Consider the following 22,093-nt stretch of genomic DNA (forward strand, 5'->3'; position numbering starts at 1 on the left):
TCGGGGTCAGGGGGCGAGGAGCGTGCGCACCTTGTCGAGGCCCAGCGCCACGATCAGCGTGGGCAGCCGCGGGCCGCGGTCCTTGTCGACCAGCAGGTTGTAGAGCAGCTTGAAGAACGCCTTCTGGTCGGCCTTGACCTCGTCGGTCGGGGCGTCGTCGACCGCCAGCCCGTGGGCCAGCTTGGGCACGCCGTAGACCACCGAGGTCACCTCGTCGAGGTCGAGTGAGGCCGGCAGGTTCTCGAGGAGCAACGAGATCCACTGCGCCTCGTCGGCGGTCAGTGCGGCCAGGCGGTCGGTGTCGGGTGCGGTGCGCACCGTGGTGCGGTCCTCGGGGTCGCGTCCGGCGGTCCAGGCCATGGCCCGGTCGAGACGGGGCTGCAGGTCGTCGACCGAGTCGTGCGCGTGGCCGACGTTGCTGATGATGTCGCTGATCAGGTCGGCCGACCCGGCAGTCACGTCGGCCACGGAGGCCAGTGTGCGGAACGGCACGACAACGGGCGGTGTGGGCAGGCGTCCGGCGGTGGTCGTGGCCGAGGCGCGCTCGAAGGCGAGCACCTGGGCGTCCCGCTTGGCCGGGTCGGCAGCCTTGCGTCCCAGCGCGTCCCACTCGTCGTACAGCCGCAGGACCTCGTCGCCGAACTCGACGTTGAAGGCCTGCTTGGGCTGGCGGCGCACGTAGAGCCAACGCAGGATCGGCGCCTCGAGCACCTTGAGCGCGTCGGCCGCGGTGGGCACGCCGCCCCTGGACGACGACATCTTGGCCATGCCGGCCACGCCGACGAACGAGTAGCCGAAGAACGACGGGGCGCGCCCGCCGAAGATGGTCTTCACCAGCTCCTTGCCGACGGTGTGTGAGGAACCGGGGGAGGCATGGTCGACCCCGGCGGGCTCGAAGTTCACGCCTTCGTAGGCCCAGCGCATCGGCCAGTCGACCTTCCAGACCAGCTTGCCCTCGTCCTGGGTGGCCAGGTTGGTGACGCCCGAGAACGAGCACACGCTGCACGTGTACGCGAGGTCGGCGGTGTCGTCGTCGTACGACGTGACGGTGGTGGTGTCGCGGCCACAGTCGCGGCAGTAGGGCTTGAACGGGAAGCGGGCCAGGTCGTCGGCGGTGCCGGTGGCGCCGTCTGCCTCATCGGAGTCGTCGGCGGTCACGGAGTCGGCCAGGGCGGCGGCCTCCTGCTCGGACTCGGCGACCGGTGCGGCCTTGGTGCGGTAGCGCGCGAGCACGGCCTCGATGTCGCCACGACGGCGGGCAGCCAGCTGGATCTGCTCGCGGTAGGTGCCGGCGTTGTACATCTCGGTCTGGCTGACCTCGTCCATCTCGCAGCCCATCGCCGCGAGCGCCTCCCGGAGCGGCTCCTTGAAGTGCTCGGCCCAGCTGGGGTGGCAGTCCCAGGGGTCGGGTACGGCGGACAGGGGGCGGCCGATGTGCTCGTTCCAGGCCTCGTCGACGCCTGCCGGAACCTTGCGGAACCGGTCGTAGTCGTCCCAGCTGTGCAGGTGGCGCACGGCCAGGCCCCGGCCGCGCAGCTCCTCGGCGACGAAGTGGACGGTCAGGAACTCGCGCAGGTTGCCCAGGTGGATGGGCCCCGACGGGCTGATGCCGGAGGCCACCGTGATCAGTTCGGCGTCCGGTCCGGCGTGGCGCACGGCGTCGTCGGCAGCGCGGGTCACCCAGTCGCTCGGGTTCTGTGGTCCGCCTCGTGCCATCTGCGTGTGCTCCTGGTTCCTGCGCTGGACTGAGCCGCCAACGCTACCGGAGCGGGTCCGCAGGCACAGCGGTGCCATCCATGATCACATCCCCCGCGATGTGACCCTGGATGGTGCCGACGTCGGGACCCCACACAGAGATTCCAGAGCAAGGATGACAGTGGCCGGTCCCTGCCACGTGGCTAACGCATGCCGCTGTCACTAAACTGCCACCATGCCGCGACCGCTCGCCACTTCGGTTCCCTCTGCGCTGGGCCTGACCCGTCAGGAGGAGCGTCTGTACCGGCTGGTGCAGCCCTTCTCCCGGCGGCCACTCGACGAGGTGGGTCCGGCACTCGCCCTGTCGGGTGAGGAACTGCGGCGGCGCCTCGAGCCCCTGATCGCCGCGGAGCTGGTCGCCCTCGACGGCGGCGTGGTGCTGGTCCGCCGTCCTGCCGAGGCCGTCGTCAAGGTGCTCGAGCGACAGGCCGCGACCGTGACCGCAGTGGGCGAGAGCCTCGACGGACTCCTGGCGGCCGTCCCCTTCCTGGCCGCGGCCGCCAGCAGGCCCGCCGACGACGAGGTCGCCGACATCGACCGCATCGACGGCGAGGTCAGCTCCGGGGGCAACCCCCTGGCACTGCTCTCGGCGCTGGTCGCGAACAGTCGCGGCGACCTGATGTGGCTACGCCCCGATGCCTGGCAGCTGCCTCGGGAGTCCTCGATGGCGCGGGTGATCGCGTCCGCGGTCGCGGCCGGCAGGCGGTCACGTGCGATCTATCCCGCCCGCGCGCTGCAGGAGGCGCCCGACGCCCTCCTCGCCCGGGCCCGGGCCGGAGAACAGGTGCGGCTGATCTCCGACCTGCCGACCCGGATGATCGTGATCGGCACGACCCACGCGGTGCTGCCCGAGCCCCTCGGGGTGGCCGACGAGCCCCGGCTGCTGGTCAGGCAGTCGGCACTGGTCGCCGCGCTCGGACTGTGGTTCCAGTCGTTGTGGGAGCAGGCCAGTCCGGTGCCGGAGCTCGACCTGGGCCACGCGCGACCGGACCTGCGGCGCTTCCTCCTCGAGCAGCTGGCGCTGGGCGCGAAGGACGAGCAGATCTCCCGGAACCTCGGCATCAGCCTTCGCACCACGCGCCGACGGGTGGCGGACCTGATGACCGAGCTCGGGGTTGACACCCGCTTCCAGGCCGGCGTCGAGGCGGTACGCCGCGGCTGGATCTAGTCCAGCGACTTCGCGGGCCGCAGCAACGAGTAGGCGCCGGGCACCACGCGCCAGGTGCGGCGGCGTTCGGGGCCGTGGATCTCGCCGTCGGCGCTGGCCCAGAACTCGTCGCCGGCCACGGTCACCTGGCTGCCGCGCAGGCTGACCACGTCGTCGCGTCCCTCGTGCTCGCCGCGGCTGAGGTGGGCGACGTACGCGATCCGGTCGAGGCGGCCGACCGCCCGCGAGACCATCACGTCGACCTTGCCGTCGGCCGGGTCGGCGTCGGGGTTGAGTGACGTGCCGCCGCCCACGTCGGACCCGTTGCCCAGCGCGACCATCAGCACCTGCTGGTCGAGGTCGTTGACCACGACGCCGTCCACCTCGACCTTGAGGTGCAGCACGTGGGGTCGTACGGCGGCCATCAGGGCGCCGATCGGATAGCCCAGCTTGCCCAGGCCGATCGGACCGATCCGCACCTTGCCGAGCACGGACTTCACGCCGGCGCCGAGTCGCCCGGCCTGTGCGGACGCCCCGACGTGGACGTTGTTGACGACGATGTCGCCGAACTCGTCGACCAGCAGGTCGGTGGGCGTGGGTGTGCCGGTGAGCACGACGCGTGCGGCCTCGTCCGGCTCGACGGGAAGGCCGTTGCCGCGGGCGAAGTCGTTGCCGGTGCCCAGCGGGATCAGGCCGATCACCGTGCCGGCCAGCTCGTTGCGGCGGTGCAGTGCGGCGACCACGGCGTGCATGCTGCCGTCGCCGCCGGCCACCACGATGCGCCGGGAGCCGGCCCGGTGGAGGACCCCGTCGAGCTCGCCGGGGTTCGAGGTGGCCGCAACTTCGACGCTCGCCCGGGCGCGCAGCACCTCCAGGGCGGTCTCGAGCGCGTCCTGGTCGCCGGATCCGGCGTCGGCGTTGGTGATGACAAGGAGTGGGTCCACGGTCGGCGACACTACCCGTGGTCCCCTCCGGCCTTTGGTAACGTGTGTGCGCAAGAGCCCCGGTGCGCTGTTGCCGGGGCCTTTTGCATTCCCTGGCGATCCGGACCCCGGCGCCGGGGACGCAAGGTCCGAACGACCGAAGGAGAACCAAGTGCCCGCGATCATCGTGCTCGGAGCCCAGTGGGGCGACGAAGGCAAGGGCAAGGCGACCGACCTGTTGGCGCAGGACACGAGCATCGACTTCGTGGTCCGCACCAGCGGCGGACACAACGCCGGCCACACCATCGTGGTCAACGGCGAGAAGTTCGCCACCCACCTGCTGCCCAGCGGCATCCTGACCCCCGGCGCCACCAGCGTGATCGCCAACGGGGTCGTGGTCTCGCCCGAGGCGCTCTTCCGCGAGCTCGACGGCCTGATCGAGCGCGGCGTCGAGGTCGCCGACCTCAAGGTCAGCGCGAACGCCCACGTCATCGCGTCGTACCACTCGACGATCGACAAGGTCTCCGAGCGCTTCCTCGGCAAGAACCTGATCGGTACGACGGGGCGCGGCATCGGGCCGGCCTACTCCGACAAGGTCAACCGCTGCGGCATCCGGGTCGCCGACCTGTTCGACGAAGGCATCCTCGCCCAGAAGGTCGAAGCCGCGCTCGACGTGCGCAACCACCTGCTGACCAAGGTCTACAACCGCCGCGCCATCGAGGCGGAGGCCGTCGTCGAGGAGCTGCTGTCGTACGTCGACCGGCTGCGTCCGATGGTGGCCGACACGACACTGCTCCTCAACGACGCGCTCGACGACGGCAAGACCGTGCTCTTCGAGGGCGCCCAGGCCACGATGCTCGACGTCGACCACGGCACCTACCCGTTCGTCACCAGCAGCAACCCGGTCGCCGGCGGCGTGTGCGTCGGAGCCGGTGTCGGCCCGACCCGCATCGACCGGGTGATCGGTGTGATCAAGGCCTACACGACGCGGGTCGGCTCGGGCCCGTTCCCGACCGAGCTGTTCGACGAGAACGGCGAGCGGCTCCAGCGCCTCGGCGGCGAGATCGGCGTGAGCACCGGCCGCACCCGTCGCTGCGGCTGGTACGACGCGGTGATCGCGCGCTACGCGACCCGGGTCAACGGGCTGACCGAGTTCTTCCTGACCAAGCTCGACATCCTCGGTGACTGGGAGCAGATCCCGGTCTGCGTGGCCTACGAGATCGACGGCCAGCGGGTCGACGAGATGCCGATGACGCAGACCGAGTTCCACCACGCCAAGCCGGTCTTCGAGTACTTCGACGGCTGGAAGAGCGACATCTCCGGCTGCCGCACCTTCGAGGAGCTGCCGAAGAACGCGCAGGCCTACGTGAAGGCGCTCGAGGAGCTCAGCGGCGCACCGTTCTGGGGCGTCGGGGTCGGTCCGGGCCGCGAGCAGACGATCGTCGTCCACGACAGCTGACCACGACCCGGGCTCCGGCGGGCCGGGTCACTGCAGGGCGAACGGCCCGATGATCGAGCCGTTGTACCACTCGCAGGTCTTCGCGCAGTCGAACGCCGTGGCGTGTGACGGCTGCGCGAAGTTGGTGCCCTCGGAGATGAGCACGTCGATCTGCCAGGGCTCGGTGTTCCACCGGTCCAACCGGACCAGGTCGTCGCGACCGTTGCCGTCCACGTCGGAGGCGACGGTGTCGGTGAAGGATCCGTTGACGATCCCGGGCGGCGTGACGACCCATGACTCGCCGGCGTCGAAGCGGTCGCCCGACGCACGGAAGACGCGGACCTCCTGGTCGCCCTGCGTGTCCACCAGGAGGGACAGCTCGTCGGTGCCGTCGCCGTCGAAGTCGCCGGGCGCGACGCTGCCGGTGGTGAAGGTGTTCTCGGGGGTGACCCGCGCCGGACCGGGCTGGCCGAAGGCGGTGCCGCTCGACCGGATCAGCAGCAGGCCGCTCTTGGCGACCTTCGAACCGTAGGACCTCTCCACGGCCAGGTCCGACTTTCCGTCGCCGTCGAAGTCTCCGGGCAGCATCGCGTTGCTGACCGACTTGCCCAGCCCCCGGATCCGGGCCCAGGACACGGGCTCGCCGAAGCCGTCGTCGGTGGCCGGGACGACCCAGAGCTCGATCACTCCCGGGGATCGGTCGGTGGAGAGGCCGATGTCGTCGCGCCCGTCACCGTCGAAGTCGCCGAGCATCTCCCAGACGTACTTCCCGGTGTTCGGCACGGTGACCTTGTGGGTGGTGGTCTCACTGCCCCCATGCCGGACCTTGATCGAGAGCGGCACGTTCGTGCGGTCCTGGACCTTGCCGAGTCGGGTGATGTCGACGAGGTCGAGGCGCTGGTCGCCGTCGACGTCGCCCAGGTAGACCGACCCCTTGGAGGCCTTCCTGCCCCGGGGCCGGGAGAACCCGTCGGCGGTGCTGGTCATGGTGGTCTCGAGCGAGGTCCTGCCCGGCCGGTCCCGGTCGAACATCAGGTCGCCCAGCCGGTCGCCGTCGACGTCGCCCGTGACCAGGGGTCGGCGGTCGGCACCGCCCGCGGAGCTGCGGCCGGGGTCGGCGGTCGGCTCGTCCTCGGCCGCCAGCAGCCTCTGGACGCCGAACCCTGCGCCGCCCAGCACCAGCGCGCCAGCGGTCACGGCGGCGACCAGACGGCCACGCCGTCTCCGCGGTGCGGTCGTGGTGGTCGCGGCGCCGGACTGGTCTGCGGCACGTGCCACCGCCAGCAACTGGTCGCGGAACGCCGCCGCGGTCCGGAACCGGTCCTTCGGGTGCTTGGCCAGTGAGCGGTCCAGGAGGTCGTTGAAGCGCCGGGTGAGCGGGTCGTCGCCGGGCAGCTGCGGGATCGGCTCGGTCAGGTGGGCGGCGGCCACCTCGACGTCGGGCCCGGTGTACGGCGCTGCGCCGGCGTTCAGGCAGGCCCACAACACGCAGCCGAGGGAGTAGATGTCGCTGGCCGGTGTGCCCGGGGAGCCTTGGGCGCGTTCGGGAGCCAGCCATGACCACGTGCCGGCGACCGTCCCGGTCATGGTCAGTCCCCGGCTCCACTGGGTCTGCGCCACCCCGAAGTCGCAGAGGTAGGCCTGCGGTTCGGTGGTGTCGGACGAGTCGGCGGAGCGGAGGAGCACGTTCGCCGGCTTCACGTCCCGGTGCACGACGCCGGCCCGGTGGGCGTCGTGCAGGGCCCCGGCGATCTGGGCGCAGACCCTCGCGGCCAGGGCACGCGGGAGCGAACCGCGTTGCTCGAGCAGGGCGCCGAGGTCGCCGCCCTCGACGTACTGGGTGGTGATGTAGAGGACGTCGTCGTGCACACCGTGGTCGTAGATCGCGACGATGTGGGTCGAGTCGACCTTGGCCAGGGTGGTGGCCTCGTTCAGGAACCGGGTGCGGAAGCCCTCGTCGGTGGCCAGGTGCGGCCACATCACCTTCAGCGCGACGGTGCGGCCGAGCTCGGTGTCGTGGGCCCGGTGCACCACGCCCATGCCGCCGGTTCCGAGCTGGGCGTCGATCCGGTACCGGCCGAAGAGGTCACCGGTGCGAGGCAGGGGCACGGGTCTCCCTTTCGCGCGTCATCGGATGGAGTCGAGGGGTGATGGACTGTAACCGCACTGCGTGCACGCTGCCCAACGGGAGAAGGAGCCGAACGTCGTGCCGTCGGACAGTGCCACGCTGATCTCCTTGCGGCGTCCCATGCCCTTCGGGACGAGGAGCACGTCGGGGTGCCCGTTGCCGTCGACGTCGGAGGTGGCCAGCAGGACGGACTGCGACTGCGTGCCCGCGTCGAGGGTGATGCTGCCGGGTGTGAAGCCTTCGTCCCCGGCCTGCCAGGTGCGCAGTCGATCGGCGTCGAACCCCGAGGTGTAGACGAGCAGCTCGGACGAGCCGTCGCCGTCGACGTCGGCGGCGCCGAGGGTGACGTCGTACGGGTCGGGCGACTCGGGTGCACGTGCGGCCGGCACGAAGCGGGTGCCCTCGGCGCGCAGCAGGGTGAGGCGCGCGTCGTAGTCGGAGGTCGTGCCGAGGAAGCGGACCCCGGACTCGACGGTCGCGGCCAGGTCGTCGTCACCGTCCCCGTCGAAGTCGCCCACTGCGAAGTCCGTGTCGAAGGTCGAGATCGGCACCTCCGCCCACACCGTGCCCTTGGCGAAGCGGTTGTCGCGGTTGAGCAGCACCGTGATGCGGGCAGGGCCGTCGTCGAGGTCGTCGAAGACCAGGGCCAGGTCGTCGGTGCCGTCGCCGTCGTAGTCGCCGGCCACGACAAGGCTCGCGCTGTCGTCGCCCTCACCGGTCGTGAGCCGGAACGCCGCCGTGCGACCGGAGTCGAAGGTGACGGTCAGGGTCTCCGAAGCCTGCTTGCCGATGTCGGGCAGGCCGTTGCCGTCGAAGTCGGCCAGGATCTGCCGGGAGTCGATCGGGCTGACCTTCGCGCTGCGCATCTTCGTGGCGTCTGCGGTGCCGGAGAACCGGAGGCCGAGGATGTCCGCGGAGTCGTCGTTCTCGAGCTCGAGGTCGCCGTAGCCGTCACCGTCGAGGTCGCCCACGACCGGCGCGGGTTCCGGCTCCACCGTCGGTTCCGGTTCGGCCGTCGGCTCGTCGCCGCCCCCGTCGGTTCCGGGGCCGGCCTGCGCCCACCAGATGCCGCCGCCGGCCAGTACGGCGAGCGCGAGCGCGCCGACCACCAGCGGCGTACGACGACGCCGGGTGCGCCGGGGAGCCTCGACCCTGGCGACGTACTCGTCGACGTCGGCAGGATCGAACCCGGTGCGTGCGGAGCCGCCGAGCGCGGTCATTGCCCGACCCATCGCCTCCGCGGTGGGAAACCGCTGGGCCGGGTCCTTGGCCATCGCCCGGTCGAGGAACCGGTTGACCGCTGCCGCGGTCTCGTCGGTGCCGTTGAACCGCGGCACCGGGGCGTTGCGATGCGCGAGGGCGATCTGCACGTCCGTGCCGCCGTACGGCGGGCGCCCCGTCAAGGCTGCCCAGAACAGGCAGCCGAGGGCATAGATGTCACTGGCCGGGGTGGCCGGAGCGCCGAGGGAGCGTTCGGGTGCGAGGTAGGCCCACGTGCCGGCCACCCCACCCGCGACGGTGAGCCCCTCCTGCTCGGTCTGGGCGATGCCGAAGTCGCAGAGGTAGGCCCGGGGCTGGTTCGTGTCGGGGTCGCGGACCAGCACGTTGGCCGGCTTGACGTCGCGGTGCACGACGCCGGCGCGGTGCGCGTCGTGGAGCGCCGCGGCGACCTGGGCGCAGAGGTCGACGGCGATCGCGACCGGCATCGGCCCGCGCTTCCGGACCAGCTCGCCGAGGTCGCCCCCGGGCAGGTACTGGGTGGCGATGAACGGGACGCCGTCGTGCTCCCCGTGGTCGAAGATCTGGGTGATGTGCGGCGAGTTCAGCCGTGCCAGCACGTTGGCCTCGCGATGGAATCGCTGGAGGAACTCCTCCTGGCCGGCGCTGTTGCCCGACATCACCTTCAGGGCGACCTGGCGCTGGAGGAGGGTGTCGGTGGCCAGGAACACCATGCCCATGCCGCCCTGCCCGAGCAGGCGCTCGAGGCGGTAGCGGCCGAAGTTCTGCCCGACGCGGGGCACGGAGGTCATCGCGGTCTTCCAGACGTGTCGTCGAGCACGGGGACACTATGCCCGGCCGACGGCGCCAGAACCATTGTCCTGGTCACAGGACTGAACCATACGGCCGCCGAGCTCGCGGTCCGCAGCGACGCGATCATGTGATGTTGTTCGTCAGCATCGAGAAGGTCTCGTCGCAGCCCTTGTTGAGACAGGCGATCTCGCCCCAGCGGAGGGGTGAGTCGAAGGACTGCCCAGTGGAGAGGGCGACATCGAAGGGGACGCCGGTGTCGGTCATGGCACGTTGGACCACGACGTCTGCCCTGCCGTCCCCGTTCACATCGATCATGGCGATGTCCAAGGGGTCGTCGGGGTCGTCGACGAGGTCGACCACCCAGTCCTCGCCGGCCGAGATGGTGTCGTCCTCGAACTCGTGGACCCGGATCGTGCCGGGGGCGCCGCGCAGGTGGGTGACGATCTCGTCGGCACCGTCACCGTCCACGTCAGCCACGTCGAGAGGGGTCGCGACGACGCCGTTCTTCGGGGTGTTGCGTGGATTCGACGGTGTCTGGAAGCCGGACCCGTCGGAGAGCAACACCTGCAGCTGAGGCGCGGCGTCGGTCCCCGGCCGAACCCCGTCCCGGCGCACCACGAGGTCGTCTCGATCGTCGCCGTCGACATCGCCGGCGACGATCTGCTCGCCGTAGGAGGTCCAGTTCTCCAGGGTGGCCACCGGCTCCGGGTCGGCGAAGTCGTCGCCGCTGCTCAGCGCCACCTCGATCTCCAGCACGGAGTCCCTCGATGAGGAGTCTCGTGCCCAGGTGAGCACGAGGTCGTCCAAGCCATCGCCGTCGATGTCGGCCAGCAGCGGGAAGGCGTCGTCGCGTCTGCCCCGCCTGGGGAACCCGGCGTCGAACCGGTCGTCGGTGCCGGTGATGACCTCGACGTCGAGCCCCTTGGTCTCCAGGTTGTCGTTGATGCCCAGGACGTCGTCGAGGCCGTCCCCGTCGACGTCGCCGCGCACGAGATAGCCCTCCGGCTGCAGCTGCCGCTCGGGGTCGGTGAATCCCGTACCGGTCGAGCGCACCAGGAAGTTGCGACCCTCCTTGTAGGAGTCGCCGTAGTTGTACCAACGGACGAGGAGGTCGCCCTTGCCGTCTCCGTCGACGTCGCCGAGGATCGCGGCGGGGTCATTCTCGTCGTCCTGTGGGGCGTCGTCGCGCCACACGGCGTACGCCGTACCCGTGCCGGCCAGCACGGCCACGGCGACCGCGACCGGGATCCACCGTCGCCGGCCGTGTCGACGCGGGGGAGCCCCTGCGGTGCCGGAGCGTACGGCGGTGCCGGTGTCCTCGCGGTGCGGTGTCGACGGTGTGGGCTCCACGAAGGTGCGGTCGCCGAACCGGGTGAGCGACAGCAGGTCGGTGCGGAAGTCGGCGGCCGACGCGTAGCGGCGGGCCGGGTCCTTGGCCAGCGCCCGCGACAGGACGGCGTTGACCCGCCGGGTCGCCGGATCGTCGCCGACGAACTGCGGCACCGGCTGCTGCACCTGGGCCAGTGCGACCTCGACGTCCGAGCCGCCGTACGGCGCGTGCCCGGTGAGCGTGGCCCACAGGACGCACCCGAGGGAGTAGATGTCGGAGGCCGGCGCGCCAGGGTCGCCCTTCGTCCGCTCCGGAGCCAGCCAGGCCCAGCTGCCGGCCACGCCTCCGGTCTGGGTCAGGCCCGTGGTGCCGGCGTGGGCGATGCCGAAGTCGCAGAGATAGGCGAACGGCTCGGTGCCGCGGTCGCGCAGCAGCACGTTGCTCGGCTTCACGTCACGGTGCACGACACCGACCGAGTGCGCGTCGTCGAGGGCGCCGGCGACCTGCGCGCAGATCTGTGCGGCCCGGTCGAGCGGCAGCCTCCCGGTGGCGCGCAGCAGGTCGCTGAGGTCGCCGCCCCGCACGAACTGGGTGGAGATCCACGGGGTGCCGTCCTCGACGCCGTGGTCGTGGATCGTGATGACGTGCGGCGAGTCGAGGCGGGCCATGATGTCGGCCTCACGCTCGAACCGCCGGGTGAACTCGTCGGCCCCCTGCAGCCGGCCGGCCATCACCTTCAGCGCGACAGTGCGGTTCAGGCGGGTGTCGGTGGCCCGGAAGACCACGCCCATGCCGCCCATGCCGATGCGCTCCTCGATCAAATAGCGCCCGAAGCGAGTGCCGGGTGTGGGTGAGTGCAGCGACATGGTGGCGCCATCCTAGGATCGATCTCCGTGAAGACTCTCGTCATCGGCACCGGCGGCCGCGAACACGCCCTGGTTCTCGCGCTCGACCGGGACCCCGCCGTCACCGAGGTGCACGCGGCTCCCGGCAATCCCGGCATGGCGGCCTCGGCCACCCTGCACGAGGTCGACCCGATGGACGGGCCTGCCGTGGCCGACCTCGCCGAACGCCTCGGCGCCGACCTGGTCGTGGTCGGGCCCGAGGCACCGTTGGTCGCCGGGGTCGCCGACGCGGTGACCGGTCGGGGCATCGCCTGCTTCGGCCCGTCGGCCGCGGCCGCGCAGCTCGAGGGTTCCAAGGCGTTCAGCAAGGAGGTGATGGCGGCCGCCGAGGTACCGACCGCCCGCTCCTTCACCTGCGCCGACGCCGACGAGGTCGCCGCCGCGCTCGACGCCTTCGGTGCGCCGTACGTCGTGAAGGACGACGCGTTGGCCGCCGGCAAGGGCGTGGTCGTCACCAGTGACCGTGACGAGGCCCTGGCCCACGCGGCCACCTGCGGCACCGTGGTGGTCGAGGAGTTCCTCGACGGCCCCGAGGTCTCGCTCTTCGCGGTCTGCGATGGCGCGACGGCCCACCCGCTGCGCCCGGCCCAGGACTTCAAGCGGATCTTCGACGGTGGCCGCGGCGCCAACACCGGCGGCATGGGCTCCTACACACCCCTGACCTGGGCGCCCGCCGACCTGGCCACCACCGTCATCGACACGGTGGTGCAGCCGACGCTCGACGAGATGGCGCGACGCGGCGACCCGTTCCGTGGCTGCCTGTACGTCGGCCTGGCGCTGACCGACTCCGGCCCCCGGGTGATCGAGTTCAACGTGCGCTTCGGCGACCCCGACATCCAGCCCGTGCTGGCCACCCTCGAGTCGCCGCTGGGCACCCTGCTGATGGCCGCCGCCGAGGGCCGACTGTCCGAGGTGGAGGCGCCCCACTTCAGCGACCAGGCGTCGGTGACCGTGGTCCTGGCCTCGGCCGGCTACCCCGAGTCGTCGTCCAAGGGCGACGTGATCACCGGGGTCGGAGCGGCCAACGGGGTCAACGATGTCGACGTGATCCACGCCGGCACCGCGATCGTCGACGACCAGCTGGTCACGGCGGGCGGCCGGGTGCTCGCCGTACGCGCTCTCGGCTACGACGTCGACGACGCCCGCTCCCGCGCCTACGCGGCTGCCGACCTGATCACTTTCGACGGCCAGCAGCGGCGCTCGGACATCGCCGCCGAGCCCCTCGGTGTCGTCGAAGGCGCCTCCGCCCGCGACTGAGGGAACGGCCCCGACGCCCGTCTCTCCCGCAGGCACGTGATTCGGGAGGCCCCGGCTCACGTGGGAGAATGTCGACTCGTGACCGTTCCCAACGTCCTCGCCACCCGCTACGCCGCCGCCGACCTCGCCGCGATCTGGTCGCCCGAGCACAAGATCGTGCTCGAGCGGCAGCTCTGGATCGCCGTGCTCAAGGCCCAGAAGGACCTCGGCATCGACGTCCCCGACGGCGTCGTCGAGGCCTACGAGAAGGTCGTGGACCAGGTCGATCTCGCCTCCATCGCGGAGCGCGAGCGGATCACCCGGCACGACGTGAAGGCCCGCATCGAGGAGTTCTGCGCGCTGGCCGGCCACGAGCACATCCACAAGGGAATGACGTCTCGCGACCTGACCGAAAACGTCGAGCAGCTCCAGGTGCGCCAGTCCCTCGAGACGTTGCGCGACCGCGGTGTCGCCACCGTGGCCCGGCTGGCCCGCCTGGCCACCGAGCACGAGACCACCGTGATGGCCGGCCGCTCCCACAACGTCGCCGCCCAGGCCACCACGCTCGGCAAGCGCTTCGCGACCATCGCCGACGAGATGCTGGTCGCGATCACCCGCATCGACGAGCTGCTGGCCCGCTATCCGCTGCGCGGCATCAAGGGCCCGATGGGCACCGCCCAGGACATGCTCGACCTGCTCGACGGTGACGCCGCCAAGCTGGCCGACCTCGAGTCCCGGGTGGCCTCCCACCTCGGCTTCGACAACGTGCTGACCTCGGTCGGCCAGGTCTACCCGCGCTCCCTCGACTTCGAGGCGGTCTCGGCCCTGGTGCAGCTGGTCGCCGGCCCGTCCAACCTGGCCACGACGATTCGCCTGATGGCCGGCATCGAGCTGGTCACCGAGGGCTTCAAGGAGGGCCAGGTCGGCTCCTCGGCGATGCCCCACAAGATGAACACCCGCTCCTGCGAGCGGGTCAACGGCCTCGCGGTCATCCTCCGCGGCCACCTCTCCATGGTCGGCGAGCTCGCCGGCGACCAGTGGAACGAGGGCGACGTGTCCTGCTCGGTCGTACGCCGGGTGGCGCTGCCCGACGCGTTCTTCGCCGCAGACGGGCTGTTCCAGACCTTCCTCACCGTGCTGGACGAGTTCGGCGCGTTCCCGGCCGTGATCCAGCGCGAGCTCGACCGCTACCTGCCGTTCCTGGCCACCACGAAGGTGCTGATGAGCGCCGTGCGCAACGGCGTCGGGCGTGAAACGGCTCACGAAGCGATCAAGGAGAACGCCGTCTCCGTGGCACTCGAGATGCGCCAGGGACTCGCCGTCAACGACCTCTTCGACCGGCTCGCGGCCGACCCGCGCCTGGGCCTCACGAAGGACCAGATCGCCGCCCTGGTGGCGGAGCCGATCACCTTCACGGGTGCGGCAGTGGCGCAGACCGAGGCCGTCGTACGACGTGTGGCCGAGGTCGTGGAGCGGCACCCCGAAGCGGCGGCGTACACCCCCGGCGACATCCTGTGACGGGGTGACCCGGGGCACATCCCGGCTTGCGACATCGGGTGTGAACTGAAACGGTCGTAGGGCTGTACCCCTGACCGCCGAGGAGGCGCCCCACTCGTGACCACGAAGCAAGATCCACCGGAACAGAAGAAGACAACCGACCGGGCCCGGTCGTTGACCGACACCGGCCCGGCCGGCGGTCAGTCCCACCCGGCGCTCGACTTCCCGCCCGTCCTGGAGGAAGCCCAGGACACCTCGAAGCTCGACAAGGTGGTCTTCGGCGTCACCGCGGCGATCGCGATCGGGTTCCTGGTCTGGGGCTTCGTCAGCACCGCCTCGTTGAGCTCCGCCTCCACGAACGCCCTCAGCTGGACCATGGAGACCCTCGGCTGGTTCTTCGTGCTGACCGCCTCGGGCTTCGTGATCTTCGCGATCTGGCTGGCGCTCGGGAAGTACGGCCACATCCCGCTCGGCCGCGACGACGAGGAGCCCGAGTTCCGCACCTCGTCGTGGATCGCGATGATGTTCTCCGCCGGCATGGGCATCGGCCTGATGTTCTACGGCGTCAGTGAGCCGCTCACCTTCTTCGCGGGCGACGCGACCGACCCGGCGGCACCCGCCGGCATCCCCGGCACCGACGGCGACACCCAGGTCGAGCTGGCCCGTCAGGCGATGGCGCAGACCCTGTTCCACTGGACGCTCCACCCGTGGGCGATCTATGCGGTGGTCGGCCTGGCCATCTCGTACGGCGTGTTCCGCAAGGGCCGCCTCCAGCTGATCAGCTCGGCCTTCGAGCCGCTGCTCGGCAAGCGCGTGCACGGCCCGATCGGCAAGGTCATCGACATGCTGGCGATCTTCGCCACGCTGTTCGGCTCCGCCGCGTCCCTCGGTCTCGGTGCCCTCCAGATCAAGGAGGGCGTCAAGGTCGTCGGCGGCATCAACAACGTCGGCAACGCGGTGCTGGTCGGCATCATCGTCTCCCTGACCATCTGCTTCATCCTGTCTGCCGTCTCCGGTGTCTCCAAGGGCATCCAGTACCTCTCCAACATCAACATGGTGCTGGCCCTGGTACTCGCGGTCTTCGTCTTCGTGGTCGGCCCGACCATGTTCATCCTGAACTTCGTGCCCAGCGCGATGGCCGAGTACGTCGGGCTGATGCCCGAGATGACCGGCCGGGTCAACGGCCAGGGCGCCTACACCGAGTCCTGGCTGACCTACTACACGGTCTTCTACTGGGCCTGGTGGATCTCGTGGACCCCCTTCGTGGGCATGTTCATCGCCCGCATCTCGAAGGGCCGCACCATCCGCCAGTTCGTGACCGGCGTGCTGCTGGTGCCGAGCCTGGTCAGCCTGGTCTGGTTCGCGGTCTTCGGCGGTGCTGCGATCAAGTTCCAGATGGACGGCAAGAAGGTCTTCGAGGGCGGGGCCGAGGCCCAGCTGTTCAACACCCTCGACCAGCTGCCCTTCTCGACGATCGCCACGGTGCTGGTGATCATCCTCGTCGGCATCTTCTTCGTCTCCGGTGCCGATGCGGCGTCGATCGTGATGGGCTCGCTGTCCCAGCACGGCGCCCTCGAGCCGAAGCGGGCCCCGGTCATCTTCTGGGGTGTGGCCACCGGAGCGGTCGCGGCGGTGATGCTGCTGATCGGCGGCGACACGGCCTTGAACGGGTTGAAGAACATCACGATCGTGGCGGCTGTGCCGTTCGTGTTCGTGATGGTCGGCCTGTGCGTCTCGTTGGTCAAGGACCTCTCCCAGGATCCCCTGATCGTGCGGTCGGCGTACGCCCGCCAGGCGGTCCACGACGCGGTCGTCGCGGGTGTCACCGAGCACGGTGACGACTTCGTGATCGCGATCGAGGAGACCGAGCCGGCGGAGGAGTCCGAGGACGAGGAGTCGGCCGACACGACCCCGACCGACAAGACCCAGTAGGGCCTGGTCCAGGCACAGAAGGGGCCGCGACTCACCGGATGATCGGTGTGTCGCGGCCCCTTCTCGTGTGATCCGGGCCGGGCGTGTGGGTCAGGTGGAGGGCTTGACGTCGAGCACGACGTCGAACTCCAGCAGCTCGGCGCCCTGCGCCACGGGCTTGCCGTGCTCGCCGGAGTGCGCGCTGCGCGCGTCGCCGTCACGCCAGGCAGCGAAGGACTCCTCGTCGGTCCACTGCGTCACCACGAAGTAGCGCTCCTCCCCGGCAGTGGGCCGCAGGAGCTGGAACCCCAGGAAGCCGGGGGAGTTCTCGACCGTGCCGGCGCGTGCGGCGAACCGGCGCTCCAGTTCGGCGTGGGCCTGCGGGGGAACGTTGATTGCGTTGATCTTCACGACGGGCATGCTCAAGACACTAGCGGCCCGGAGCGCGTGCAACGATGTGGCCCTGCCCGGACATGAGGGAGTCATGAGCCAGTTCTCGCAGGGCCGCGACGAGACGTTCCGGGCGTTGTACGCCGAGCACTTCGACGCCGTGCTCGGGTTCGCGCTGCGTCGCGCGGACCGAGCCGAGGACGCCGCCGATGTGACCGCCGAGACGTTCCTGGTCGCCTGGCGCCGGCTCTCCCACATGCCGACCGGTGGCGAGTCCCGCCCCTGGTTGTACGGCGTGGCACGCCGGGTGCTGGCCAACCACCGGCGCGGCGAGGGGCGGCGGCACCAGCTCGGCACGCGGCTCCGTCAGCAGGTGGCCACGGTGGTGCCCGACATCGCCGACGGGGTCGTTCAGGGCACCGACGTCAACGCGGCCATCTCCCGGCTCAGCGGCCGCGACCAGGAGGTCCTCCAGCTCCATCTCTGGGAGGGGCTCGAACCGCGCGAGATCGCGGAGGTCCTGGGGCTCACCACGGTGGTGGTCAGACCGAGACTCTCGCGGGCCAGGTCGAGGTTGCGCGAGATCCTCGGCAACGATCCGCTGCCGCCCGGACATTCCCCCAGTAGACACCCACAACCCACCCGGAAGGAGGGGGCATGAACCACAAGCTGAGTGACGAGACGATCGGCGGGCTCCCGCTTCACGAGGGTCGGGCCGAGCTGCTGGAGGAAATCATGGCCACGCCCGTCCTGGACGTCATCGACACACCGAGCCACCTGAAGCGACCCCGTCCGCGCTGGATCACGGTGGCCGCAGCGGCCGCGTCGATCGCGGTGATCGCCGGCGTGCCGGCGTACCTCCTTCACGACGACGGCGCCTCCGGTGACGCCCCGGCGTTCGCTGCCGCCGTGCAGGGCCCGGTCGACCGGGCACTGCTGGGCCTCGAGGGCTGGCGGGTCATCAACATGGTCGACGGCACCGACGGCGAGATCGTCTTCGCGAACGGCGGCCAGCAGCTGGACGTCCAATGGAGCAAGGCCAGCGAGCACGACGACCGGGTCGATGACCGCGGCGACGCCGGTGACCCCGATGAGCTCCGGCTGTGGGGCGAGCCGGCCCTGATGTTCGCGTACGGCACCACCGACCACACCGTGATCCGTGGGGTCGACGGCGACGGCTTCCTCGAGATCCGAGGTTCGGGCATGGACGAGCAGGCGTTCCGCGCCCTCCTCGACGACCTTCAGCCGGTCGACGTGAAGGCGTTCGCGGCCGGCCTGCCGCCGGAGGTGGTGACTCCCGGCGAGCAGGCCGAGGTGGTCACGGAGATGCTCTCCGACGTCAAGACGCCCGTCGGGTTCGACCCCACGACCGTGCGGATCGACGGCGCCACCAACCGCTACCAGCTCGGCGCGAAGCTCACCGGCACGGTGGCCTGCGTGTGGCTCGACAAGTACGCGGCCGGCCAGGCCCGCGGCGACGACACCCTGGTCGACCGGGCCGCGAACGCCATGAAGGCGAGCCACTCATGGGCGATTCTCGACGAGATGGCCACGACGGGCGCGTGGCCGGAGCAGATCTGGGAGCAGGGCGACGCGATGGCCGCGGGTCGCGACGCCACCCGACTCATGCGGCTCTACGGCTGCAACGACGGCACGATGGTCGACGACTGACATTCTGGGGGCCATGACTGCCGTCACCGTCTCCATCACCCGCCACATCGATCCCGAGCACAACGCGGAGATGCTCGCGTGGGTGGAGGCCGGCGCCTCGCTCGCCGAGCGGTTCGACGGATTCCTCGGGGTCGGCTGGGTCCGCCCGGCGATCGACTCCGACGAGTGGCACATGCTCTACCGGTTCGCGGACGCGGCGGCCCTCGCGGTGTGGGAGGCCTCGGCGCAACGCCGTTGGTGGCTCGCCGCCGCGCAGGGCCGGATCGGTGAGTCGCACGTCGAGCGCCGAACCGGTATCGAAGGCTGGTTCGACGAGCCCACGACGTACGACGTCTCCGACGGTGCAGACTCGGAGCCGCCCCCGCCGGCGCCTCCTCGCTGGAAGCAGATGGTGACGATCTTCCTGGTCTTCTTCCCGCTGAGCCTGGCCGCCAACTGGGTGGTCGGCCACTCGATCGCGGACTGGCCGCTGGTGCCGCGGGTACTCGCGTCCGTGGTGGTGATGACGCCGCTGATGACCTACGTCTTCCTGCCGTGGATCACCCGACGGATGTCGTGGTGGCTGCACAGGTGAGCGCGGATAGGCTCGGGTCATGCTGAACATCCCGGACGCACCCGTCATCGCCGGAACGACGCACCTCCACTCCGGCAAGGTCCGCGACCTCTACCGCATCGACGAGGGCCAGTTCGCCGGCAACCTGCTGATGGTGGCCAGCGACCGGATCAGTGCCTACGACTTCGTGCTCAGCTCCACCATCCCCGACAAGGGCGAGATCCTGACCCGCATGTCGCTGTGGTGGTTCGACCAGCTCGGCGCCGACCACCACGTGGTCTCGACCGACGTGCCCGACGAGGTGAAGGGCCGCGCGGTGATCTGCGAGTCCCTCGAGATGTTCCCGGTCGAGTGCGTCGCGCGCGGCTACCTGACCGGCTCCGGCCTGCGGGAGTACGCCGGCTCCGGCGAGGTGTGCGGCATCGCGCTGCCTGCCGGTCTCGAGGACGGCAGCCGTCTGCCCGAGGCGATCTTCACGCCGGCCACCAAGGCCGAGGTCGGCGACCACGACGAGAACGTCTCGTTCGACGCGGTGGTGGCCACGATCGGCGCCGACGACGCGACGGCGCTCCGCGAGAGGACCCTCGACATCTACGGCCGCGCCGAGGCCATCGCCCGCGACCGCGGCATCATCCTGGCCGACACTAAGTTCGAGTTCGGACGTCGTGCCGACGGCGCCATCGTGCTCGCCGACGAGGTGCTCACCCCCGACTCGTCGCGCTTCTGGCCGGCCGACCAGTGGCAGCCCGGGCAGGCGCAGCGCTCGTTCGACAAGGACGTCATCCGCAACTGGCTGACCTCCCCGGCCTCCGGCTGGGACCGTACGTCGGGTGAGGAGCCCCCGGTGCTGCCCGCCGACGTCGTCGAGCTGACCCGCTCGAAGTACGTCGAGGCCTTCGAGCGGCTGACCGGCACGACCTGGTGACGTTCACAGTCTCGGTCGACTTCGCGCAGGCCCCGGACGCCGTCTTCGCCTACCTCGGCGACCCCGCACGACGGGCCGCCTGGCAGGCCAGCCTGCGCACGGTCGAGCTGCTCACCGACAGGCCGACCGGAGTGGGCACGGCCTGGCACGACGTCACCTGGCCGGGAGTGCGCCCGCGCATGGAGATCACCGTGTTCGAGCCGGGCGTGCGCTGGGCCGAGCGTGGCACCTGGCACGGCCTCGTCGTCGACCTCACCCTCGACTTCGTCGCGAACGGCGCCGGTACGACGGTGCGCGCGACCGCCTCGACGTACGCCCCGGGCTGGCGTCGTCCGCTCGGCTGGGGCCTGGGCCTGCTCGGTCCGGTGGCCGCGCGCGACGACCTGCGCCGGGCGGCGCGGCTGCTCGGGTAGACCGCCATGAGCCGCATGCACGAGAACGAGATCGGGATCGGCGACGACCTGGTGCGGAGCCTGGTCGCCGGCCAGTTCCCCGAGTGGGCGGGCCGCCCGCTGCGTCGGCTCCCTCCGGAGGGCACCGACAACCAGCTGTTCCGGCTCGGTGACGACCTGCTCGTGCGGATGCCGCGGATCGACTGGGCGGCCGAGTCGGCCGAGTGGGAGCACAGGTGGCTGCCCCGGCTGGCGCCGCACCTGACGTTGCGGATCCCGGCACCCGTCGGGCTCGGACGGCCTGGGGAGGGGTACCCGTGGCACTGGACCGTCGTGCCGTGGATCGAGGGGGAGACTCCGACCCCCGAGACCTTCGACCCCGACGAATGGGCGGTGAGCCTCGGCAGGTTCGTCCGTGCCACCCGTGAGGTGCCCGCGATGGGCGCGCCGGTGAAGACCGAGGGGCGTGGTGCTCCGTTGTCCGGGCTGGACGAGTGGGTGCGCACCTGGACGGCGCGAGCCGACACCTCCGAGATCGATCCGTCGGCGGTGCTGGCGGTGTGGGCCGACGCGCTGGAGGCCCCGGCGTGGGACGGCGAGCCGACCTGGTTCCACGGCGACCTGCACGAGGGCAACCTGCTGGTCCGTGACGGTCGACTCGCCGCCGTCATCGACTGGGGCGCTGCCGGGCGAGGCGACCCGGCGATCGAGCTGAACGCCATGTGGGGCTACCTCCCCGCGTCGGTGGCGCAGCTGTACCGGGCAGAAGTCGGCCTCGACGAGGCGGCGTACCGCCGGGCCAGGGGCTATGCCCTGGCGCCGTCGATCAGCGGCTGGACGTACTACCGCGACAGCAGCCCACGCATCTCGGAGGAGTCCCTGGCGACGGTGCGGTCGCTGATCGCCTCGCTGTGAGTGCCGGGCTCGAGGTGTGCGGCTAGTCTCGTGCCGCGATGGCCGGCCGGATGCACGACAACGAGATCACGATCAGTGACGAGCTGGTGCGCGGCCTGGTGGCCGACCAGTTCCCGGAATGGTCGGCCCTTCCGCTCCGACGTATGCCCCCGGTGGGCACCAACAACCAGCTGTTCCGCCTCGGTGACGACCTGCTGGTCCGGATGCCCCGGGTCGACTGGGTGGCCGGCTCGGGCGAGTGGGAGCACACCTGGCTGCCCCGGCTCGCGGAGCACCTGCCATTGCCGATCCCGGCACCGGTGGCGCTCGGGGAGCCGGGCGACGGCTTCGCCTGGCACTGGACCGTGGTCCCGTGGATCGAGGGGGAGACCCCGACCGAGGACTCCTTCGACCCCGAGGAGTGGGCCACCAGCCTCGGCGCCTTCGCCCGGGCCACCCGCGCCGTGCCGGCGATGGGTGGCCCGGTGAAGACCCTCGGCCGTGGTGGTCCGCTGTCGGCCCTCGACGAGTGGGTGCGCACATGGACGGCGCGTGCCGACACCTCCGAGATCGACCCGTCGGCGGTGCTGGCGCTGTGGGCCGACGCGCTGGACGCCCCGGCGTGGGACGGCGAGCCGACGTGGTTCCACGGTGACCTGCACGAGGGCAACCTGCTGGTCCGTGACGGTCGACTCGCGTCGGTCATCGACTGGGGTGCGGCCGGGCGGGGCGACCCGGCGATCGAGCTGAACGCCATGTGGGGCTACGTCCCGGTCTCGGTGTCCGAGGTCTACCGGGACGCGGTCGGCCTGGACGAAGCGGCGTACCGCCGGTCCCGCGGCCAGGCCCTGGCGCCGGCGATCAGCGCCTGGACGTACTACCGCGGGTCCAACGCTCGCCTCTCGCTGGGTGCCCTCGGCATCCTCAGGTGCCTGCTCGCCTCACTGTGAGTGGCTGGTCTCGGGTC

At 70.9% G+C, this 22,093-nt stretch carries 18 protein-coding genes; 12 read left to right on the top strand and 6 right to left on the bottom strand.

Features of this window, described 5'->3' with window-relative positions:
- Nucleotides 1-6 precede the first annotated feature (6 nt).
- Nucleotides 7-1,716, bottom strand: coding sequence for a lysine--tRNA ligase (gene lysS / locus ASD66_RS17650; RefSeq protein ID WP_056891762.1), 1,710 nt, complete (start codon nucleotides 1,714-1,716; stop codon nucleotides 7-9).
- 214 nt (nucleotides 1,717-1,930) lie between these two features.
- Between lysS and ASD66_RS17655 the strand changes: the two genes are divergently transcribed.
- A complete protein-coding gene (locus ASD66_RS17655) occupies nucleotides 1,931-2,923 on the top strand; it encodes a hypothetical protein (RefSeq protein WP_056682967.1) in 993 nt (330 codons plus the stop codon).
- On the opposite strand, the gene ASD66_RS17660 is transcribed toward ASD66_RS17655, so the two are convergent.
- The gene (locus ASD66_RS17660) at nucleotides 2,920-3,846 is read right to left on the bottom strand and encodes a diacylglycerol/lipid kinase family protein (protein ID WP_056685068.1); all 927 of its coding nucleotides are present in this window, start codon (nucleotides 3,844-3,846) and stop codon (nucleotides 2,920-2,922) included. The two genes, ASD66_RS17655 and ASD66_RS17660, sit on opposite strands and share 4 nt — an antisense overlap.
- A gap of 151 nt (nucleotides 3,847-3,997) precedes the next feature.
- Between ASD66_RS17660 and ASD66_RS17665 the strand changes: the two genes are divergently transcribed.
- Nucleotides 3,998-5,284, top strand: coding sequence for an adenylosuccinate synthase (locus ASD66_RS17665; protein ID WP_056682963.1), 1,287 nt, complete (start codon nucleotides 3,998-4,000; stop codon nucleotides 5,282-5,284).
- A gap of 27 nt (nucleotides 5,285-5,311) precedes the next feature.
- On the opposite strand, the gene ASD66_RS17670 is transcribed toward ASD66_RS17665, so the two are convergent.
- From ASD66_RS17670 to ASD66_RS17680, 3 genes are all read right to left on the bottom strand, one after another.
- On the bottom strand, nucleotides 5,312-7,372 hold the full coding sequence (locus ASD66_RS17670) for a serine/threonine-protein kinase (protein WP_056891763.1): 2,061 nt from the start codon (nucleotides 7,370-7,372) through the stop codon (nucleotides 5,312-5,314).
- Nucleotides 7,373-7,390: 18 nt separating this feature from the next.
- Entirely contained in the window at nucleotides 7,391-9,421 is a 2,031-nt protein-coding gene (locus tag ASD66_RS17675) for a serine/threonine-protein kinase (RefSeq protein ID WP_056891764.1), read from the bottom strand.
- A 124-nt stretch (nucleotides 9,422-9,545) separates the two neighbouring features.
- Entirely contained in the window at nucleotides 9,546-11,618 is a 2,073-nt protein-coding gene (locus tag ASD66_RS17680; RefSeq protein ID WP_056891765.1) for a serine/threonine-protein kinase, read from the bottom strand.
- Between the two features lie 27 nt (nucleotides 11,619-11,645).
- On the opposite strand from ASD66_RS17680, the gene purD reads away from it, so the two are divergent.
- From purD to ASD66_RS17695, 3 genes are all read left to right on the top strand, one after another.
- Entirely contained in the window at nucleotides 11,646-12,914 is a 1,269-nt protein-coding gene (gene purD / locus ASD66_RS17685; protein WP_056891766.1) for a phosphoribosylamine--glycine ligase, read from the top strand.
- Between the two features lie 78 nt (nucleotides 12,915-12,992).
- Nucleotides 12,993-14,411 carry an adenylosuccinate lyase gene (purB, locus tag ASD66_RS17690; protein WP_056891767.1) on the top strand — a complete coding sequence of 473 codons (1,419 nt, stop codon included), beginning with the start codon at nucleotides 12,993-12,995 and terminating at the stop codon, nucleotides 14,409-14,411.
- 96 nt (nucleotides 14,412-14,507) lie between these two features.
- A complete protein-coding gene (locus ASD66_RS17695; RefSeq protein WP_235530155.1) occupies nucleotides 14,508-16,322 on the top strand; it encodes a BCCT family transporter in 1,815 nt (604 codons plus the stop codon).
- Nucleotides 16,323-16,412: 90 nt separating this feature from the next.
- Here ASD66_RS17695 and ASD66_RS17700 read toward each other — a convergent pair whose 3' ends face one another.
- Nucleotides 16,413-16,721 carry an antibiotic biosynthesis monooxygenase family protein gene (locus ASD66_RS17700; RefSeq protein ID WP_056682944.1) on the bottom strand — a complete coding sequence of 103 codons (309 nt, stop codon included), beginning with the start codon at nucleotides 16,719-16,721 and terminating at the stop codon, nucleotides 16,413-16,415.
- A 64-nt stretch (nucleotides 16,722-16,785) separates the two neighbouring features.
- Here ASD66_RS17700 and ASD66_RS17705 point away from each other — a divergent pair, with 64 nt between their 5' ends.
- From ASD66_RS17705 to ASD66_RS17735, 7 genes are read left to right on the top strand one after another with little or no spacing between them, the layout of a single operon-like run.
- A complete protein-coding gene (locus ASD66_RS17705) occupies nucleotides 16,786-17,352 on the top strand; it encodes an RNA polymerase sigma factor (protein ID WP_056682941.1) in 567 nt (188 codons plus the stop codon).
- Complete coding sequence (locus ASD66_RS17710) at nucleotides 17,349-18,362, top strand: hypothetical protein (protein WP_056891768.1); 1,014 nt, start codon at nucleotides 17,349-17,351, stop codon at nucleotides 18,360-18,362. The genes ASD66_RS17705 and ASD66_RS17710 overlap by 4 nt, the downstream gene beginning before the upstream one ends.
- Nucleotides 18,363-18,375: 13 nt before the next feature.
- Complete coding sequence (locus ASD66_RS17715; RefSeq protein WP_056891769.1) at nucleotides 18,376-18,936, top strand: antibiotic biosynthesis monooxygenase; 561 nt, start codon at nucleotides 18,376-18,378, stop codon at nucleotides 18,934-18,936.
- 19 nt (nucleotides 18,937-18,955) lie between these two features.
- Nucleotides 18,956-19,840, top strand: coding sequence for a phosphoribosylaminoimidazolesuccinocarboxamide synthase (locus ASD66_RS17720; RefSeq protein WP_056891770.1), 885 nt, complete (start codon nucleotides 18,956-18,958; stop codon nucleotides 19,838-19,840).
- Entirely contained in the window at nucleotides 19,837-20,253 is a 417-nt protein-coding gene (locus ASD66_RS17725; protein ID WP_200950119.1) for an SRPBCC family protein, read from the top strand. The genes ASD66_RS17720 and ASD66_RS17725 overlap by 4 nt, the downstream gene beginning before the upstream one ends.
- Before the next feature lie 6 nt (nucleotides 20,254-20,259).
- Entirely contained in the window at nucleotides 20,260-21,147 is an 888-nt protein-coding gene (locus ASD66_RS17730) for an aminoglycoside phosphotransferase family protein (RefSeq protein WP_082599596.1), read from the top strand.
- Between the two features lie 38 nt (nucleotides 21,148-21,185).
- Entirely contained in the window at nucleotides 21,186-22,076 is an 891-nt protein-coding gene (locus ASD66_RS17735; protein ID WP_056891773.1) for an aminoglycoside phosphotransferase family protein, read from the top strand.
- The last annotated feature ends 17 nt before the right edge of the window (nucleotides 22,077-22,093 follow it).

This window comes from Nocardioides sp. Root151 (assembly GCF_001427925.1).
Classification (GTDB): domain Bacteria; phylum Actinomycetota; class Actinomycetes; order Propionibacteriales; family Nocardioidaceae; genus Nocardioides.

Excerpts from the sequence above, each read along its gene's own strand:
- ASD66_RS17705 (WP_056682941.1), top strand. The coding sequence starts at position 16,786 with ATGAGCCAGTTCTCGCAGGGCCGCGACGAGACGTTCCGGGCGTTGTAC.
- ASD66_RS17655 (WP_056682967.1), top strand. The coding sequence starts at position 1,931 with ATGCCGCGACCGCTCGCCACTTCGGTTCCCTCTGCGCTGGGCCTGACC.
- ASD66_RS17675 (WP_056891764.1), bottom strand. The coding sequence starts at position 9,421 with ATGACCTCCGTGCCCCGCGTCGGGCAGAACTTCGGCCGCTACCGCCTC.
- ASD66_RS17720 (WP_056891770.1), top strand. The coding sequence starts at position 18,956 with ATGCTGAACATCCCGGACGCACCCGTCATCGCCGGAACGACGCACCTC.
- ASD66_RS17715 (WP_056891769.1), top strand. The coding sequence starts at position 18,376 with ATGACTGCCGTCACCGTCTCCATCACCCGCCACATCGATCCCGAGCAC.
- ASD66_RS17700 (WP_056682944.1), bottom strand. The coding sequence starts at position 16,721 with ATGCCCGTCGTGAAGATCAACGCAATCAACGTTCCCCCGCAGGCCCAC.
- lysS (WP_056891762.1), bottom strand. The coding sequence starts at position 1,716 with ATGGCACGAGGCGGACCACAGAACCCGAGCGACTGGGTGACCCGCGCT.
- ASD66_RS17680 (WP_056891765.1), bottom strand. The coding sequence starts at position 11,618 with ATGTCGCTGCACTCACCCACACCCGGCACTCGCTTCGGGCGCTATTTG.
- ASD66_RS17735 (WP_056891773.1), top strand. The coding sequence starts at position 21,186 with ATGGCCGGCCGGATGCACGACAACGAGATCACGATCAGTGACGAGCTG.
- ASD66_RS17730 (WP_082599596.1), top strand. The coding sequence starts at position 20,260 with ATGAGCCGCATGCACGAGAACGAGATCGGGATCGGCGACGACCTGGTG.
- ASD66_RS17710 (WP_056891768.1), top strand. The coding sequence starts at position 17,349 with ATGAACCACAAGCTGAGTGACGAGACGATCGGCGGGCTCCCGCTTCAC.